Annotated in this window: 11 protein-coding genes; 7 read left to right on the top strand and 4 right to left on the bottom strand. The window is 42.2% G+C overall.

Features of this window, described 5'->3' with window-relative positions; translation table 11 throughout:
- Window positions 1–19: 19 nt before the first annotated feature.
- From A9970_RS07365 to A9970_RS07355, 3 genes are all read left to right on the top strand, one after another.
- Complete coding sequence (locus tag A9970_RS07365) at window positions 20–3,202, top strand: efflux RND transporter permease subunit (RefSeq protein WP_153844735.1); 3,183 nt, start codon at window positions 20–22, stop codon at window positions 3,200–3,202.
- 151 nt (window positions 3,203–3,353) lie between these two features.
- Window positions 3,354–5,195 (top strand): glutamine--fructose-6-phosphate transaminase (isomerizing), encoded by a 1,842-nt coding sequence (glmS, locus tag A9970_RS07360; protein ID WP_182331832.1) that lies wholly within the window; start codon window positions 3,354–3,356, stop codon window positions 5,193–5,195.
- An 8-nt stretch (window positions 5,196–5,203) separates the two neighbouring features.
- Window positions 5,204–7,384, top strand: coding sequence for a DUF4954 family protein (locus A9970_RS07355; RefSeq protein WP_182981802.1), 2,181 nt, complete (start codon window positions 5,204–5,206; stop codon window positions 7,382–7,384).
- Window positions 7,385–7,551: 167 nt separating this feature from the next.
- Here A9970_RS07355 and A9970_RS07350 read toward each other — a convergent pair whose 3' ends face one another.
- From A9970_RS07350 to lgt, 4 genes are all read right to left on the bottom strand, one after another.
- Window positions 7,552–8,118 (bottom strand): AraC family transcriptional regulator, encoded by a 567-nt coding sequence (locus A9970_RS07350; protein WP_120334066.1) that lies wholly within the window; start codon window positions 8,116–8,118, stop codon window positions 7,552–7,554.
- A gap of 439 nt (window positions 8,119–8,557) precedes the next feature.
- Complete coding sequence (locus A9970_RS07345) at window positions 8,558–9,100, bottom strand: murein L,D-transpeptidase family protein (protein WP_182981801.1); 543 nt, start codon at window positions 9,098–9,100, stop codon at window positions 8,558–8,560.
- A 94-nt stretch (window positions 9,101–9,194) separates the two neighbouring features.
- Complete coding sequence (trpB, locus tag A9970_RS07340; RefSeq protein ID WP_220801536.1) at window positions 9,195–10,385, bottom strand: tryptophan synthase subunit beta; 1,191 nt, start codon at window positions 10,383–10,385, stop codon at window positions 9,195–9,197.
- Window positions 10,386–10,540: 155 nt separating this feature from the next.
- Complete coding sequence (gene lgt / locus A9970_RS07335) at window positions 10,541–11,356, bottom strand: prolipoprotein diacylglyceryl transferase (RefSeq protein WP_120334068.1); 816 nt, start codon at window positions 11,354–11,356, stop codon at window positions 10,541–10,543.
- A 271-nt stretch (window positions 11,357–11,627) separates the two neighbouring features.
- Between lgt and A9970_RS07330 the strand changes: the two genes are divergently transcribed.
- The 4 genes from A9970_RS07330 (at window position 11,628) to A9970_RS07315 (ending at window position 17,123) form a co-directional block, all read left to right on the top strand.
- Window positions 11,628–12,746: a M42 family metallopeptidase gene (locus A9970_RS07330; RefSeq protein WP_088161775.1), complete on the top strand. Its 1,119-nt coding sequence runs from the start codon at window positions 11,628–11,630 to the stop codon at window positions 12,744–12,746.
- 36 nt (window positions 12,747–12,782) lie between these two features.
- Window positions 12,783–13,124, top strand: a complete 342-nt coding sequence (locus A9970_RS07325; protein ID WP_153844730.1) for a DUF3467 domain-containing protein — start codon at window positions 12,783–12,785, stop codon at window positions 13,122–13,124.
- A gap of 418 nt (window positions 13,125–13,542) precedes the next feature.
- On the top strand, window positions 13,543–15,051 hold the full coding sequence (locus A9970_RS07320; RefSeq protein WP_075992894.1) for a carbon-nitrogen hydrolase family protein: 1,509 nt from the start codon (window positions 13,543–13,545) through the stop codon (window positions 15,049–15,051).
- Window positions 15,052–15,080: 29 nt separating this feature from the next.
- On the top strand, window positions 15,081–17,123 hold the full coding sequence (locus A9970_RS07315) for a M13 family metallopeptidase (protein ID WP_153844729.1): 2,043 nt from the start codon (window positions 15,081–15,083) through the stop codon (window positions 17,121–17,123).
- Window positions 17,124–17,263 lie beyond the last annotated feature (140 nt).

The following is a 17,263-nucleotide window of genomic DNA, read 5'->3' as shown; positions in this document are numbered from 1 at the left end:
TTAAAAATAAATTATTCGAATGAAAATTACCGAAATATCGATAAAACGCCCCAGTATAATTATCGTATTATTTATAATACTGACATTAGGCGGGTTGTTTTCTTATACGCGATTGGGCTATGAATTGGTCCCTAAATTTGAAATTAACGTCATTACGGTACAGACGGTCTATCCGGGAGCTTCACCTGCAGAGGTTGAGAGCTCGGTGACCAAAAAAATAGAGGATGCCATTTCATCCCTGGAAAGTATCAAAAAGGTGGAGTCGACTTCGTTGGAAGGGGTATCGATTGTCATGATTACCCTCAACAACGGCGCGGATGTCAACTTCCTGCTTACCGATGCTCAACGGAAAATCAATGCCGTGATCAACGATTTGCCGGATGATGTAAAGACACCTTCACTCTCCAAATTTTCCCTGGATGATGTGGCCATCATGAGTTTGGCCGTCACTTCCAACTTATCGGAGAAAGAACTCTATGATCTTTTGGATAATAAAATCCAGCCGGTCTTTGCGCGGATCAATGGTGTTGCAAAAGTAGACCTGATCGGTGGCGAGGAACGTGAAATCCAGATCTCTGTAGATCCGAAGAAAATTGAAGGTTATGGACTGACAATTTCTCAGGTACAGCAAATAGTAGCTGCATCCAATCTCGATTTTCCGACAGGTAACGTAAGTACCCGCGATAACCGGACAACCATCCGTCTTTCGGGTAAAGTAACTTCGATCGAGGAGCTGCGTAACCTCCCGATCACAACGCCGGCAGGGGTGCAGATCTATCTGCGCGATATCGCCGATGTACGGGATGGTATCAAAGAGATTGAAAAAGTGGCCCGCCTGGACCGTCAGAATACGATCTTATTGCAGGTCTTTAAACAGTCTGATGCAAATGCGGTAGCGGTGTCCGAAGCGGTGAAGAAAACGATTGCTGTACACGATAAAAGTGGAAAAGTAATTAGTGGTGTAGAGAAGGATTATGCGGCACAGAATATTAAAATTCTGGTGGCCAATGACTCTTCAGAATTTACATTGAATGCAGCCGATAACGTGATCCACGACTTAATGATTGCCATTGCCTTGGTGGGCTTTATCATGTTGTTCTTCTTGCAGAGTTTACGTAATGCGGCGATCACCATGGTGGCAATTCCTTTATCTTTGATTGCAACCTTTATTGGCTTGCTTTTGATGGGCTATACCCTGAACTTGATGTCTTTATTAGGTTTATCTCTGGTGGTAGGTATTCTCGTGGATGATGCGATCGTTGTTATCGAGAATATTCACCGCCACATGGAGATGGGTAAAAACAAAGTGCGTGCGGCATTTGATGGTGCTTCGGAAATTGGATTTACGGTAACGGCGATCACCTTGGTTATTGTGGTGGTGTTCCTACCGATCGCGATGTCTACGGGCTTGGTGGCCAATATCCTGGCACAATTCTGTGTGACTGTAATCATCTCGACTTTATTATCCTTATTGGTGTCATTTACGGTAGTGCCTTGGTTATACTCGCGTTTTGGTAAATTGGAGCACTTGAGCAAAACTTCTTTCTTTGGCCGTATTATTCATGGTTTTGAAAGCGGTTTGAACAGCTTTACACATTGGGTTGCAGGATTGTTAGTTTGGGCCTTAAGAACCTGGAAAACCAAGTTGGCAGCTTTATTATTGGCCATTGGTTTGCTTGCGGCATCGTTTGTTTTGGTTGGTAAGGGGTATATCGGTTCGGATTTCTTCCCGAGTATCGACCGTAAGGAGTTTTTCATCCAGTTGGAACTCGATAAAGATGCTTCCCTGGAGAAGACCAATTTATTGACGCAGAAAGCGGAGGCTTATATTAAATCGAAACCCGATGTCAAAGAAATTATTACGACAGTGGGACAGTCTTCGGATGGTATGGCTTCGACAACGGGTTCGCGTTACAAATCGGAGATCCACGTGATCCTCGACAAAGAAAATTTTGAGGGCAACTCACAGGTGTATTCAGCGACATTAAAGCGTGAACTGGAAAATAAACTGATCGGTGCAAAAATCAAAACCGTCAATGTGGGTATCATGGGAGCGGAGCAGGCGCCATTGAAGCTGACCATCATCGGTGCTTCTGTCGAAGATGCACAGGAATTTGCAGAGAAGGCGGCAGATCAATTGCGCAAGATCCCTGGAGCAGCGGGTGTCAAATTGACTTCTGAAGCGGGTAATCCCGAGATCAATGTGAAGATCGACCGTGATAAAATGACCTCTTTGGGACTAAATGTCTCTACTGTGGGTATGACGATGCAAACGGCATTCTCAGGAAATACGGATAACAAATACAGAGCCGGCGATAATGAGTACGATATCAATATCCGCTATGCGGAAAATGGTCGTGCCAATATCGACAACGTGCGTGATCTGAAATTTATCAATAATCAGGGTGCTTCTATTTCTTTGGATCAATTTGCCAATGTTACTTTTGGTTCGGGACCTACTTTGTTGGAACGTCGCGACAAGTCGCCGGCAGTATCCATTCAGGGACAGGCGATCGGTAGACCAATGGGTACCGTAGCGCAAGAGTGGCAGGCACAGTTTGAAAAACTGCCGCGTAAACCGGGGATCGTCTTTATCTGGGGTGGTAATATGGAAAACCAAACCGAAGGTTTTGGTACTTTGGGAATTGCCTTATTGGCATCTATTATCCTAGTATATTTGGTAATGGTTGCTTTATACGATAGTTTTATCACACCATTTGTGGTCTTATTCTCGATTCCATTGTCGTTTATCGGAGCCCTGTTATTCTTGGCTTTGGGAAATCAGACCTTGAATATCTTTACGATTTTGGGTATCATCATGTTGATTGGTCTGGTGGCCAAGAATGCGATCATGCTGGTTGATTTTGCCAACCATCGTAAGGAAGCTGGCGATAGTACGCACGATGCATTGGTGGCAGCCAATCATGCACGTCTTCGTCCGATTTTGATGACGACAATTGCCATGGTATTTGGTATGATTCCTATTGCAATCGCTACTGGAGACGGTGCCGATATGAATAGAGGTCTTGCGATTGTTATCATCGGTGGTTTGTTATCTTCTTTATTTTTGACCTTGGTTATTGTACCGGTGGTATACTCCATTTTTGACAGTCTTCAACGTCGTTTTGGCAAGAAAGAAAAAACAAATTATGAAGCCTTGATGAAGGAAGATTATGACCATGTAGATGTGGCAGAACATTAAAAATAAAGGTAGATTTTATGCCTAAAAAGGGCGGCTAATACACATTAGCCGCCCTTTTTGTGTTAATTTTAGGTTAATCAATCGATTGCGTAGATATTTTTTATTACATTGCGGCGCATTAACAAAATATACACTTAAAATTGAGACATACATGTGTGGAATTGTAGGATACACAGGTTATCGTCAGGCGTACGGTATCGTCATTGACGGATTACAAAAGTTAGAATACCGTGGTTATGATAGTGCTGGAGTGGCATTGCATAAAGGTGAGCAGATCGATGTTTACAAAAAAACAGGTAAAGTCGCAAACTTGGAAGAGTTTGTGTACGACAAAGATCTGCAGTCGACCACAGGGATAGGCCACACGCGTTGGGCTACCCATGGTGAGCCTTCTGACCGGAATGCACATCCGCATTATTCCAACAGCGGACGCATCGCGATGATTCATAATGGCATCATTGAAAACTATGCTTCCTTAAAATCGGAATTAATCAATAAAGGTTATACGTTTAAAAGTGATACGGATACAGAGGTTCTGGTCAACTTTATCGAAGAAATCCAATTGCAGAATGAATGCTCTTTAGAAGAAGCGATTCGCATTGCTTTGAAACGGGTCGTAGGGGCCTATGTGATCCTTGTATTGGAGGCCGGTCATCCAGATCGTATTATTGCAGCGCGTAAAGGAAGTCCTTTGGTGATTGGTATCGGTAAAAATGAGCATTTTTTGGGTTCAGATGCTTCCCCGATGCTAGCATACACCAAAGAAGTTGTTTATATCAATGACTACGAACTAGCCATTATCACACCGGAGGAGTTGATCCTTAAAAATCTTGGTAATGAGCGCATCACGCCTTATGTCCAAAAATTGGATCTGGAGTTGTCGGCTATTGAAAAAGGTGGTTTTGATCACTTTATGTTGAAAGAGATCTTCGAGCAACCGCAAACGATCTTTGACTCCATGCGTGGACGTCTGGATCTGCAATCCCATCAGATTACACTGAGCGGCATTGAAAAATTTGCGAATGAGATCAGCAATACCAATCGCATTGTGATTGTTGCCTGTGGTACGAGCTGGCATGCCGGACTTATTGCAGAATATGTTATTGAGGAATTATGCCGTATTAATGTAGAAGTTGAATATGCATCGGAATTCCGCTACCGTAATCCGGTTATTCATCCGGGGGATGTTATCTTGGCGATTTCCCAAAGTGGTGAAACGGCTGATACATTGGTTGCATTGGAAAATGCGAAAAAACAAGGCGCTATCATATTGGGTGTTGTCAATGTTGTTGGATCTTCTATCGCACGACTTTCGGATGCAGGTGCCTATACACATGCTGGACCTGAAATCGGCGTAGCGAGTACAAAGGCATTTACGGCACAGTTGACTGTATTGAACCTGATTGCCTTAAAGATTGCTTCTTTGAGAGGCTCGATCAGCGAAGAACGTTATCAAAAACTTGCGCAGGAATTAAATGAAGTGCCTGAAAAGGTGGAGTGGATTTTGGATACGCAGGTCGATAAAATCAAGGCCATTGCCAAAAAGTACAAAGATGCCCGAGACTTCCTTTTCTTGGGTAGGGGGTATAATTTCCCGGTTGCCCTGGAAGGCGCGCTTAAACTCAAGGAAATTTCTTATATCCATGCCGAAGGTTATCCTGCAGCAGAAATGAAACATGGACCTATCGCATTGGTTGATGAGAACTTGCCGGTTGTTTTTATCGCTACAAAAGATACTTATCACGAGAAGATTGTTTCAAATATTCAGGAGATCAAAGCGCGTAAGGGAAAGATTATATCGGTGGTTACCAAAGGCGATACCGTTTCTGAAAATCTATCGGATGATTTTATGGAAATTCCGGAGGCAGATGAGATCATTGCTCCATTGATTTCGGTTGTACCATTGCAATTACTATCGTATTATATTGGTGTAGAGCTAGGCTTGGATGTGGACAAACCACGTAACCTGGCGAAGTCGGTAACTGTAGAGTAAGGAGGCCGATGAGTGTATTGAAGAAGAAACCTTTGGAACAGCTGGGGTATGGATTTATCCCAGATGAGTTTATTCCAGCAGGACAGGACGAATATACCCTGCGCTTTCAGCAAAACCCGCGTAATGACTACCGTGACCTGACGGAAACGGAGGTTCAACAGTTGATTAACAATGGAAACTGGTCCAGCGACTGGTCCAAAGTCAAAGTATCGGCAATCTTTGATCCGAATCAGGTTCAGCACTGTAAATTCTATGGTTTGGTCCGTATCGGCAATTTGAGTCCGAGTTACCTGGATTACCGCAATTTGCAGCTGCCCATTGGCCTGTATCATTCGACGATCATCAGTTCGGACTTTGGCGACGATGTTGCTGTCCACTATGTCGGCTACTTGTCCTACTTTATTGTTGGTAATGAGGTGCTGTTGAGTCAGATCAAGGAAATGGAGACTGGTAGTACAGCCAAATTCGGTAATGGTATTCTCCGTGATGGTGAAGAGTCAGATAAACGGATCGAGCTGGAGCTCTGCAACGAAAATGGTGCCCGTTCGGTTTACCCTTTTGATGGTATGCAGGCTGCAGATGTATACCTTTGGACCCGCAATCGGCATGATCATGCTTTACAGCAACGATTTGGAGAACTGACTGATCAGAAATTCGGAAGTCAACGGGGCTATTACAGCCAGATTGGCGACCGTTGCGTCATCAAAAATACGTTAACGATCAAGAATGTCAAGATCGGGACAGATGTCTATATCAAAGGGGTCAGCAAGCTGAAAAATGTAACCGTCAATTCCTCGCAGGAATCGTATACGCAGATCGGTGAAGGCTGTGAGCTTGTTAATGGAATTATTGGCTATGGCTGTCGTATATTTTACGGCGTTAAAGCTGTACGTTTTATCCTGGCGTCCTATTCACAATTGAAATATGGCGCGCGTTTGATCAACTCTTATTTGGGTGACAACTCGACAATTTCCTGTTGTGAAGTGTTAAATTCCTTGATTTTTCCAGCGCATGAACAGCACCATAACAACTCGTTTTTATGTGCGGCATTGGTGATGGGCCAAAGTAATATGGCTGCCGGAGCAACCGTAGGATCCAATCACAACTCCAGAGCTGCGGATGGTGAAATTATTGCGGGACGTGGTTTTTGGCCTGGGCTCTGCGTCAGCCTAAAACACAACTCCAGATTTGCATCGTATTGCCTTATTGTGAAAGGGGATTTTCTGCATGAACTGGATATCAAGTTGCCTTTTACCTTGGTGAGCAATGACGTACAACATGATCAACTGGTCTTGATTCCGGGGTATTGGTTTATGTACAACATGTATGCATTGGTACGGAATGCCAATAAGTATGCGGCGCGGGACAATCGACATTTCAAAAATCAATATTTTGAATACGATATGTTGGCACCGGATACGGTGAACGAGATGTTTGAAGGGATGGATATGTTGGCCTTGGCCGTGGCAGATAGTCTCCACACCGCCGTGGGGAAGGATAAGCACGAACGTATTGTTGCCGGTCGGGCACTGCTTGCCAACAACATGGACCTAAAAGATCAGACAATTGTGCTGCAAGGAGCCGAAAATTCACGCAGACCGACTGTTATTCAGAAGGTTGGCGAGGCTTATCATTTATATCGCTCGTTTATTAAATACTATGGTGTACTGCACTTGATGGATGCCCTGGAGGAGGGGCTGTCACTGCAGGATATTATCGGGTCCTTATCGGGTAGATCGCGTACAAGCTGGGAAAATATAGGTGGACAGCTGATCGAAAGCAATGCCCTGCAAACTTTCCTGGATGATGTCAAATCAAAAAAAATAGATTCATGGGATGATATTCATGAATTCTATCATGATAAAAGTAAAGCATACCCCTTAGATAAACGTGAACACGCACTCTTGTCTTTAATCGAAGTCTTAAATTTGGAAGGTATGGTTTTATCAACAGATAAAATTGTATCTTTGTTGGATCAGGCGCTTGGACACCGGATCTGGATTGGTGAACAGATTTATAAATCCCGTGCCAAAGACTACAAAAATCAGTTCAAAAACATGGTTTATGCCAATGATGAAGAACGTGATATTGTGCTAGGAAAACTGGAGGAAAATTCTTTTATCAATCAACAACAAAAAGAATTAGAGATATTTAAGATAAGGGTTGCTAATTTGAAAGGGCAATTTTAAAAGAAAGGCTTCCGCTCGGAAGCCTTTTCTTGTTTTTGTGAATCACGTATTAGCGGTCTTGACAGTTGGTAATGTCCCAAAAGTGGCGTTGTAGATTCTTTTTCTGCGATAGGCAGAAGCGGTTAAACTTTGATTTTTTCCTGCGCTGTGAAGCGCATCGCAGGTCCTTAGTCGTTAATCTTATCAAGTGGTTTGCGTTTATTGTCTTTGATCTGTTTAAAGTGGCTTGGCGTCAATCCGGTTACTTTTTTGAATTGATTGCTCAAATAAGCAACACTGGAGTAATTGAGTTTATAAGCAATTTCACTCAAGGTAAGTTCATCGTAAACCAATAACTCTTTGACATATTCAATTTTTTGGCCGATGAAGTATTTTTCGATGGTTATGCCTTCAACATCCGAAAAAAGATTGGAGATGTAGTTGTAATCATGGTGCACTTTCGTGCTGATGATTTCGGAAAGATTAAGAGTGGTGTCGTTATGTTGATTGCGGATAAGATCCAATACGACATGTTTTACCTGTTCGATGATGACGGTTCTTTTATCGTCAATCAGTTCAAAACCAAGTGCCGAAAAATTGGAAGCAAGTTGCTTGCTCTCCGCTTTGGTCAGCTCTTCTTCAATCTCAACCTGGCCCAAAGAAATATGCTTAACATGAAGATTGAGCTTAGCCAATTCATTTTCAACAACCATAATGCATCTATTGCATACCATATTCTTTATTGCAAGTTTCATATATAAATTATTACTGATTTGTGTCTGCATCCTATGGTTTCATGAATGCTTCGCATCTTGTCTTTTAGAGGTCCTATGGAATATCCTGTTGATTTTATGCAGGTATATTTAAATCTTGGATGCCGTGCATGCTGTGATGTGGTCATCGGTATTTGTGTTTATCACATTGGATATTCCATCGGAATTATTTTAAATACAAGTTACTAATGTAAACTCAAAAATCGATAATTTATTAGACATGGGGTTGTAATATTTAGGGTTTATCTTGTAGTATTTTGAAAACAGGGTGTAGGGTAAAATAGGGGGGGACGGCTAAGCGGCCAGCGGATGAGCGTAATGGGCGGGCCATTCGGCGCTTTAGCCTTGAGGTCGTTAGGGGTATGTTTCAGTCAAGAGTTATTTTAGTTAAGTCTTTATTCCAGTTAAGTCTTTATTTCAGTTAGGGTTTTATTTCAATAGCTGTGCCTATCGGAACAGCATCAAAAAGTTCGTCAATCTCTGCGTTTGTAAGTGCCATACAACCGAAAGTCCAGTCCATGTGGCGCTGCAATTTACCGATAAAGCCTAGTCCGTTTCGAAGTCCGTGGATCTTAATGTCGCCACCGGCATCTTTTCCTAAACTTTTGGCGTGGGCGATATCCTGTTCATTCGGGTAGGAGACCCCCAGGTTTTTGTGATAGCTGCTATATTGATTTTTGTCGTTGATCGTGTAAAGCCCTTCGGGTGTTTTTAAATCGCCTTCAAATTCTTTGGCGCCCACAGGTTGGCCGCCCAATGAAATACGGTAAGATTTTAGGAGCTTTCCCTTATTATAGGCCAATAGTGTTCTTTTTGATTTATAGACGATAAGCTTGTCTACTTTGGCATGCTGATCCAACGTTGGTTCTGGATAAAGATTATAGCCTATCAGACCCAGGCAAAGTAAGACGAGGAGGCTGATTACTGTTTTTAAAACTATTCGACGATTTCTTGGTCGCTTCATCTTGGAGATTGTTAGCTAATGGATAAAATGTTTAGACCGACTGCCTAACCTAGGGCCCTGCACTCGGTCTACTCATGTATTTTGATGCTGCAGCTTAGAATTCGCGGTCAACATCTTTGTCGCCACGTCCCGAGAGGTTCACAATAGCGACTTTGTTTTTGTCTTTTAGCAATTTCACCGCAAGAGCAACAGCATGGGATGATTCAATGGCCGGAATAATACCTTCCAGTCGGGAAAGTAGCTTGTAGGCATCGATCGCTTCTGCATCTGTCACGGGGTGATAGTTTGCACGATTGCTATCTTTTAGCTGGGCATGTTGCGGCGATATTCCCGGGTAGTCAAGGCCCGCAGACACCGAGGTTGATGGGATCGGGTTGCCCTCATCATCGACCAAACAGTACGAAAAGGTTCCCTGGAATACGGTTGGTTTGCCAAAAGAAAGTGTCGCAGCTGTTTTTGGATAAGTTCCGGTGCCACCGCCTTCGCCACCATGAATTTCGACCTCATGATCATCGAGAAAACCCGAAAATAAGCCAATAGCATTTGAGCCACCACCTACACAGGCGAAGATGCTGTCTGGAAGGCGCCCTTCCTGATCAAGAATCTGCTGGCGTGCTTCCTTACCGATAACGCTTTGAAAATAGCCGACCATTTTTGGATAGGGGTGTGGGCCAACGTGCGATCCCAGTAGATAATAGGATGTTGGATTTTCAACGTAATACATCAAGGCCGCATCGACGGCATCCTTCAATGTACGGCTACCTAAGTTGGTCGTTACAACTTCGGCGCCCAACAATTCCATGCGCTTGACGTTCAGGGCCTGGCGCGCAGCGTCGATTTCACCCATAAATACTTTACAGGGGATGTTTAACAATGCTGCTGCTGTTGCTGTTGCAACACCATGTTGACCGGCGCCAGTTTCGGCAATGATCTCTGTTGCTCCCATCTGCTTGGCCAGAAGAATTTGACCGATACAGTTGTTTATCTTGTGGGAACCTGTATGGTTGAGATCTTCCCGCTTTAAATAGATTTTAGAACCGATATACTCGCTTAAATTCTTCGCGTAATATAAAGGTGAGGGGCGACCGACATAATGTTTTAAGATCGCAATAAACTCTTTCTGAAATTCTTCTTTTTGGACATGGCTATCGAAAAAAGCAGCCAGTTTATCTAATTGTTCTTCCAGTACCGGGGGGATGTAGGATCCGCCGTACGCTCCATATTGACCATTGTATTGAAGCATCTTTTCGTTTGCTTCGACAGATGCTGCTTGTGCTAGACTCATTTTAGGCTTAAGTTTCTTGTTGTAAAAGGATATATTATTTATTGAAGCCTAATATAGTAATCTTTGCAGGTATTGGAAAAAAAACAAGGCATCTTTTCTAGAAAAGATGCCTGTTAAATTTTGTATTTGCAAATAAGGAAATATTGCGCCCTGTTTTAAGCTTTGGTTTTCCGGAAGATAAAGTAGAAACCCACCAGAATAAAAGGTATACTCAGCAATTGGCCCATGTTTAAAGCCATACTTTGCTCGAAGGCTTCCTGGTCAATTTTAAAATGTTCCAAGACCATACGTGCACCAAATAATAAGACCATGAATATGCCAAATAATTGACCTTTTTGGCGATTGGGATTCGATTTGAATAGGGAACCAATGATAATAAAGATCAAAATATAGGCGATTGCTTCATAAAGCTGTCCCGGATGGCGCGGTACATTGTCGACACGTTCAAACACGATAGCCCAAGGTAGATCTGTAGGCGTACCAATTATTTCAGAATTGAAGAAATTTCCGATACGGATAAGTGCACCTGCAATAGGGACTACAACAACCAATCGGTCCGCTAGCCATAGAAAGTCGGTTTTTGTTTTTCTGCAGAATAAATATAGCGCGAGGATAATTCCGATGGCGCCACCGTGAGAAGCCAAACCTGCAAAGCCGGTGATATGAAATCCTGTTTTATCCCATTTAAATGGAAGGAAGATTTCAAGTATATGATCTTTGTAATAGTCAAAATCGTAAAATAGGCAGTGTCCCAATCGAGCGCCGATCAAAGTGCCCAGGAAAATATAAATTGAAAGCTGATCCAACTGTTCCTGTGTGCGGCCTTCCTTTTTGAATATACGCAACATAATCACGTATGAAACAAAAAACGCTAATAACCAGCATAAGGCATAATAGCGAAGGGCAAAGGCGCCAAAGTTGAACATTTCCGGGTCAATATTCCAATGTATTGCACTTAATATTGAATTCATAAATTTTATAGCTGTTTAAATTACTTTGGAGTAAAGATAAGCTTTAATCTCATTTTTTATTCCTACAATTTGTTTTTAAGCATAATATCATTGGACTGCGAACCTAATTCATTCATCGTGAATGAAATATTGTCTTTTGCTGATCCTTTTTACTAAAATAGGGGGCTATGACCTAAAATAAATTGCACAAACAATATTTCAAAAAACATTTTTACTTTTGCATTTCATTGAAATTTTCATATTTTGACGAAAGTAAATAGAAAAGGAAAAGATGGCAGAAAAAAACAAGAAAAAAGAGCCGAAGCACAACGCGGTTGTGACTAAAGATTCGCTTTCATTTTTTGAGAAATATATCAATAATGCTTCTCCTACCGGATTTGAGTGGGAAGGACAGCGACTGTGGTTAGATTATTTGAAGCCCTATGTCGATGATACATTCGTTGACAACTACGGTACAGCTGTAGGGGTAATCAATCCAAAAGCGGAGTACAAGGTCGTTATAGAGGCTCATGCGGATGAGATTTCTTGGTTTGTCAATTACATTACCAAAGATGGATTAATCTATGTGATTCGTAACGGTGGTTCGGATCACCAGATTGCACCGTCTAAGCGCGTGAATATCCATACGGAAAAGGGCATTGTCAAAGCTGTATTCGGCTGGCCGGCAATTCATACACGTTCGGGAGAGAAAGAAGAAAATCCTTCGCTGAAAAATATCTTTTTGGACTGCGGCTGTAGTACCAAAGAAGAGGTTGAAGCCCTGGGTATACATGTGGGTTGTGTTATTACATACGAAGATACATTCTCTATCCTCAACGACCGTTATTATGTTGGGCGGGCTATGGACAATCGTGCCGGTGGTTTTATGATCGCTGAGGTTGCTCGTTTGCTAAAAGAGAATAAAAAGAAATTGCCATTTGGATTATATATCGTAAATTCGGTGCAGGAAGAGATTGGTTTACGTGGTGCCGAAATGATCGCAGATCGTATCAAACCGAATGTCGCTATCGTAACCGATGTGACACATGATACGCAAACTCCGATGATCAATAAGATCACGCAAGGAGATCTGTTTTCAGGAAAAGGCCCGGTATTGTCCTATGCTCCAGCGGTTCAGATTAATCTGAATAAACTGCTGGTTAAGGTTGCTGAGAAGAATAATATTCCTTTCCAGCGTCAGGCTTCTTCTCGTTTTACAGGAACTGATACGGATGCATTTGCCTATAGCAATGGTGGTGTACCGTCGGCATTGATTTCTTTACCTCTTCGTTATATGCACACAACAGTGGAGATGGTTCATAAAGAAGATGTTGACAACGTAATCAGATTGATCTACGAGACGTTATTGAATATTGAGAACGGACAAGACTTTAGAACATTTACAAAGTAGAATTTAAGAATATATTAACTTATCATTAGAATTATTATGGAAAATAACCAAAATCAAAACGAATTGAGCATTGAGTTGACAGAAGAAGTAGCAGAAGGAATCTACTCAAATCTTGCGATTATCACTCACTCTAATACTGAATTTGTGGTTGACTTTATCCGTGTGATGCCAGGAGTGCCAAAAGCAAAAGTGAAATCAAGAATCGTTTTGACTCCGGAGCATGCAAAACGCTTGTTAGGTGCATTGGTTGATAACGTGAACCGTTTCGAAGCATTAAATGGCCCAATTAAAATGGACTTAGGTGTTGCTGAACAACCTCAACAAGGTGGCGATCCTACAGTTGCATTCCCTTTTGGAACGCCACAAGGTCAAGCATAGTTGATAGCAGCTATCATTGAGATATCGAAGCGCCAATTGAACATTGGCGCTTTTTTTTATGTCCTTAATTTTAGAAAAGTCTTTCCGATACCCCGATTCGGTTCATGTATGAAAAAGACGATTGCCTAACGCCTGTTAAGGGATAAGATCATCAAGATCTATGTTAAAATTGAAACATCTGCATACCAGGTAGTATCTATTAACATTTTCTAATCAATGTTTAGACAGTAATAAGTCAGTGCATATTCAGTCTACACTGAGCAAGCACTGAACGAGCACTGAACAATCACTGAGTAAGCACTGTCTAAAATATAAAATAGGGTGCCATCTAGTATTCGCTTGTTGCCTATTGCTAGTTTTGGACTTGGCCTTTACTTTTACTAAATTTAAATAACTAATTTTCAAAAAGGAGATTTATATGGATATTCAAGTGCGTAACTTGACAAAGAAGGATTATGTTGATTTGAAAAAATCGATGGAACAGGCTTATGATGGTGTCGGCGAAACCTGGTCAAAGGAAAATATTCAGGATTTGATAGAATTATTTCCCGAAGGGCAGTTATGTGTGGAGATTGATGGACATGTGGTCGCTTGTGCCTTGTCGATTATCCTAAATTCAAAGAAGAATAATATTTACGATAGTTATTATGATATTATCGATGACGGTAAGTTTACCAAACATAGTGATGATGGAGATACACTGTACGGGATAGAAGTGTTTGTTCATCCGGCACATCGGGCGTTACGTCTTGGACGCCGTCTTTATGATGCACGTAAGGAGCTGTGTGAACAGATGAACCTCAAATGTATTGTTGCCGGGGGGCGTATTCCCAATTACCATAACTATGCGGATAAAATGAGTCCGCGGGTTTACATCGAGAAAGTCAAACGTAAAGAGATCTATGATCCGACGCTGACCTTTCAGCTTTCGAATGATTTTCATGTCAAAAAAATACTTAAGCATTATCTGCCCGAAGATGCTGAATCCATGGAATTCGCTACTCTGCTGGAATGGAATAATATTTATTATGAGTCAGAGACGCGCTCGATTTCGACGACGAAGCAGACGATCCGCTTGGGTCTGGTGCAATGGCAGATGCGTTTGTTTGATAATCTAGAGGCATTTTATGATCAGATCGAGTTTTTTGTGGATACGGTGAGTGATTATGGAACAGATTTTATCATGTTTCCGGAATTTTTCAATACGCCACTCATGAGCCCCTATAACGATCTCCCGGAGCGCCTGGCAATGGAAAGGCTTGCGCAGCATACTTCAGAGATTATCGATCGCATTCAACAGTTTGCCGTTTCCTACAACGTCAATATCATTGCAGGGTCGATGCCTTTGATGGAAAACAAAAAGCTCTATAATGTTTCCTACCTCTGTCATCGCAACGGTAAGCTGGATGAGTTTAAAAAAATTCACATCACACCAAATGAATTTAAATATTATGGTATGGTGGGCGGAAGTGAGGTGAAGGTGTTTGATACCGATTGTGGGAAAGTGGGACTGTTGATCTGTTACGACGTAGAGTTTCCTGAACTGAGCCGTATTTTGGCCGATCAGGGGATGCAGATCCTATTTGTGCCCTTTATGACGGATACCCAAAACGGATACATCCGGGTGCGTACCTGTGCACAGGCTAGGGCGATAGAAAATGAATGTTATGTGGCTATTGCCGGCTCTGTGGGCAATTTACCCCGTGTGAATAATATGGATATACAATATTCGCAGTCCGCTGTTTTTACCCCTTCGGACTTTGCTTTTCCCAATAATGCCATTAAAGCTGAGGCGACACCGAATGCCGAGATGGTGCTTATTGCCGACGTTGATCTTTATGCCCTGAGAGACCTGCATGAGTACGGTACTGTTAAAGTCAAGAAGGATAGACGGAAGGATTTGTATGAAGTGAAACTTTTGAAGTAAATTTAAATACTCTTTTAATCTCTTAAAATATGATACAAAAAGTCAAATGGGGGACGCTATCCATGGTCTTAATGATGATGTCATGTCAGTCAAATAAGAAAAGCGATACTGCTCAGGAGGTCCGCACAAATTTTTTTGATGTCTCAGGCATGGACACTACAGTGAATCCAGGAGATAATTTCTTCCAATATGCGAATGGAAGCTGGATGAAAAACACCCAGATCCCGGCTTCTGAAACTGGCTGGGGTTCATTTTATATTCTTGCTGATGAAAACCTAGCAAACCTAAAATCTATTTTGGAAGGTGCGGCGAAGTCTGACAACAAAAAAGGTTCCGATCAGCAAAAGGCCGGCGATTTCTATGCGAGTGGTATGGATACGGTGACGATTGATAAATTGGGCGCGAAACCGATCGAAGGGGCAATTCAAAAAATCAATGGGTTGAAAAGTATTGATGAATTGATCGCTTATGCTGCGGATGGATTTAAGGAGGGTGATGGTGATCTTTTTACATTTTATGTGGCCGCAGATGACCGGATCAGCACTAAAAATGCATTGCAATTTTTTCAGGGAGGACTCAACCTGCCTGAAGCAAGTTATTACTTAGATCAGGATGACAAAGCGAAGAAAATCCGGGAGGCTTATGTTGCGTATCTGGTAAAATTATTCGGGCTGATCGGCGAAGGGGCAAATGCGCAAAAGTCGGCAGAGGAAGTGCTGCGCTTGGAAACAGAAATTGCCAAATCGCATGCTACACCGGTGGAATTGCGGGATCCCATCAAAAACTACCATAAATTTGCGGTACAGGAATTTCAGAAGCAAACGCCAAACCTCAATTGGAAAGATATTTTGCAACGCTTGGATGTGAAGACCGATACCATTTTGGTACAGCAACCTAAATTTTATCTTGCTTTAAATAATTTGTTGAAATCACAGTCCTTAGATAGTTGGAAAACAAAACTAAAAGCAGATCTAGCGAACGCTTCTGCGACGGCACTGAGCAAAGGTTTCAGGGATGCAAAGTTTGAATTATTCGGAAAAACCCTGAATGGACAGAAACAGGAGAAAGAGCGTTGGAAGCTGATGGTGAGCTCGGCCGACGAGAACCTTGGCGAGATTGTCGGGAAGCTGTATGTGGATGAGTATTTCAAACCCGAGGCAAAAAAACGAATGCTCGAATTAGTCGACAATTTGCAAAAAGTCTATAAGAGCCGGATTGAGAAATTGGACTGGATGACGCCTGAGACCAAAAAGAAAGCAATTGAAAAATTGGAAGCGTTCACCAAAAAAATCGGCTACCCGGAGAAGTGGAAAGATTATAGTGACGTGGAAGTTGCCAAAGATACCTACTATGCCAATTTACAGTCTGCTGCAAAGCATGCCTATAAAGAAATGGCGGGTAAAATCAGCAAACCGGTTGACAAGGCGGAATGGCTAATGACAACTCCTACGGTGAACGCCTATTACAATCCACCGTATAATGAAATTGTATTCCCGGCCGGCATCTTGCAGTTTCCATTCTTTGATGCCAATGCGGACGATGCGATCAATTATGGCGCTATCGGTGCCGTTATCGGACACGAGATGACACATGGTTTTGATGATCAGGGGCGTCAATATGATAAAGACGGTAACTTGAACGATTGGTGGACTGCAGTGGATGCGAAACAGTTTACGCAACGCGCCAATCAGGTAGCAAAGTTATATGGTAGTTTTACCCTGTTGGACAATCAACATGTAAACGGTGAGCTTACTTTAGGTGAAAATCTGGCGGATATCGGCGGTTTAAATATTGCCTATGACGCTTTCAAATTAACCAAGCAAGGGCAGGGGCAGGATAAAATTGATGGCTTTACACCAGATCAACGTTTCTTCCTGAGTTTTGCGCAAGTGTGGCGCGTAAAGAGCAGCGATGAGCGCATGCGATTACGTTTAAAAGTTGATCCACATAGCCCCGAACAATTTAGGGTAAATGGTCCCGTATACAATATGGAGGCCTTCTATAAAGCATTTAATGTACAGCCTACGGCAAAAATGTATGTAGCACCTGAGAAGAGAATTTTGGTTTGGTAAGCGAAAACAAGGGTGAACAGCATTGTCCCGATACAGATTAAGACAATGCTGTTCAACTGATAACGTTTAAATGGAAACGAAAAAGTAAATTTGTCTTTGAATTATGATAAAAACTGATTACTTTTGCCCTTCATTTAATA

This window comes from Sphingobacterium sp. UME9, from assembly GCF_014170215.1.
Classification (GTDB): Bacteria; Bacteroidota; Bacteroidia; order Sphingobacteriales; family Sphingobacteriaceae; genus Sphingobacterium; species Sphingobacterium paramultivorum.
This window is presented reverse-complemented; position numbering and strand designations above follow the sequence as displayed.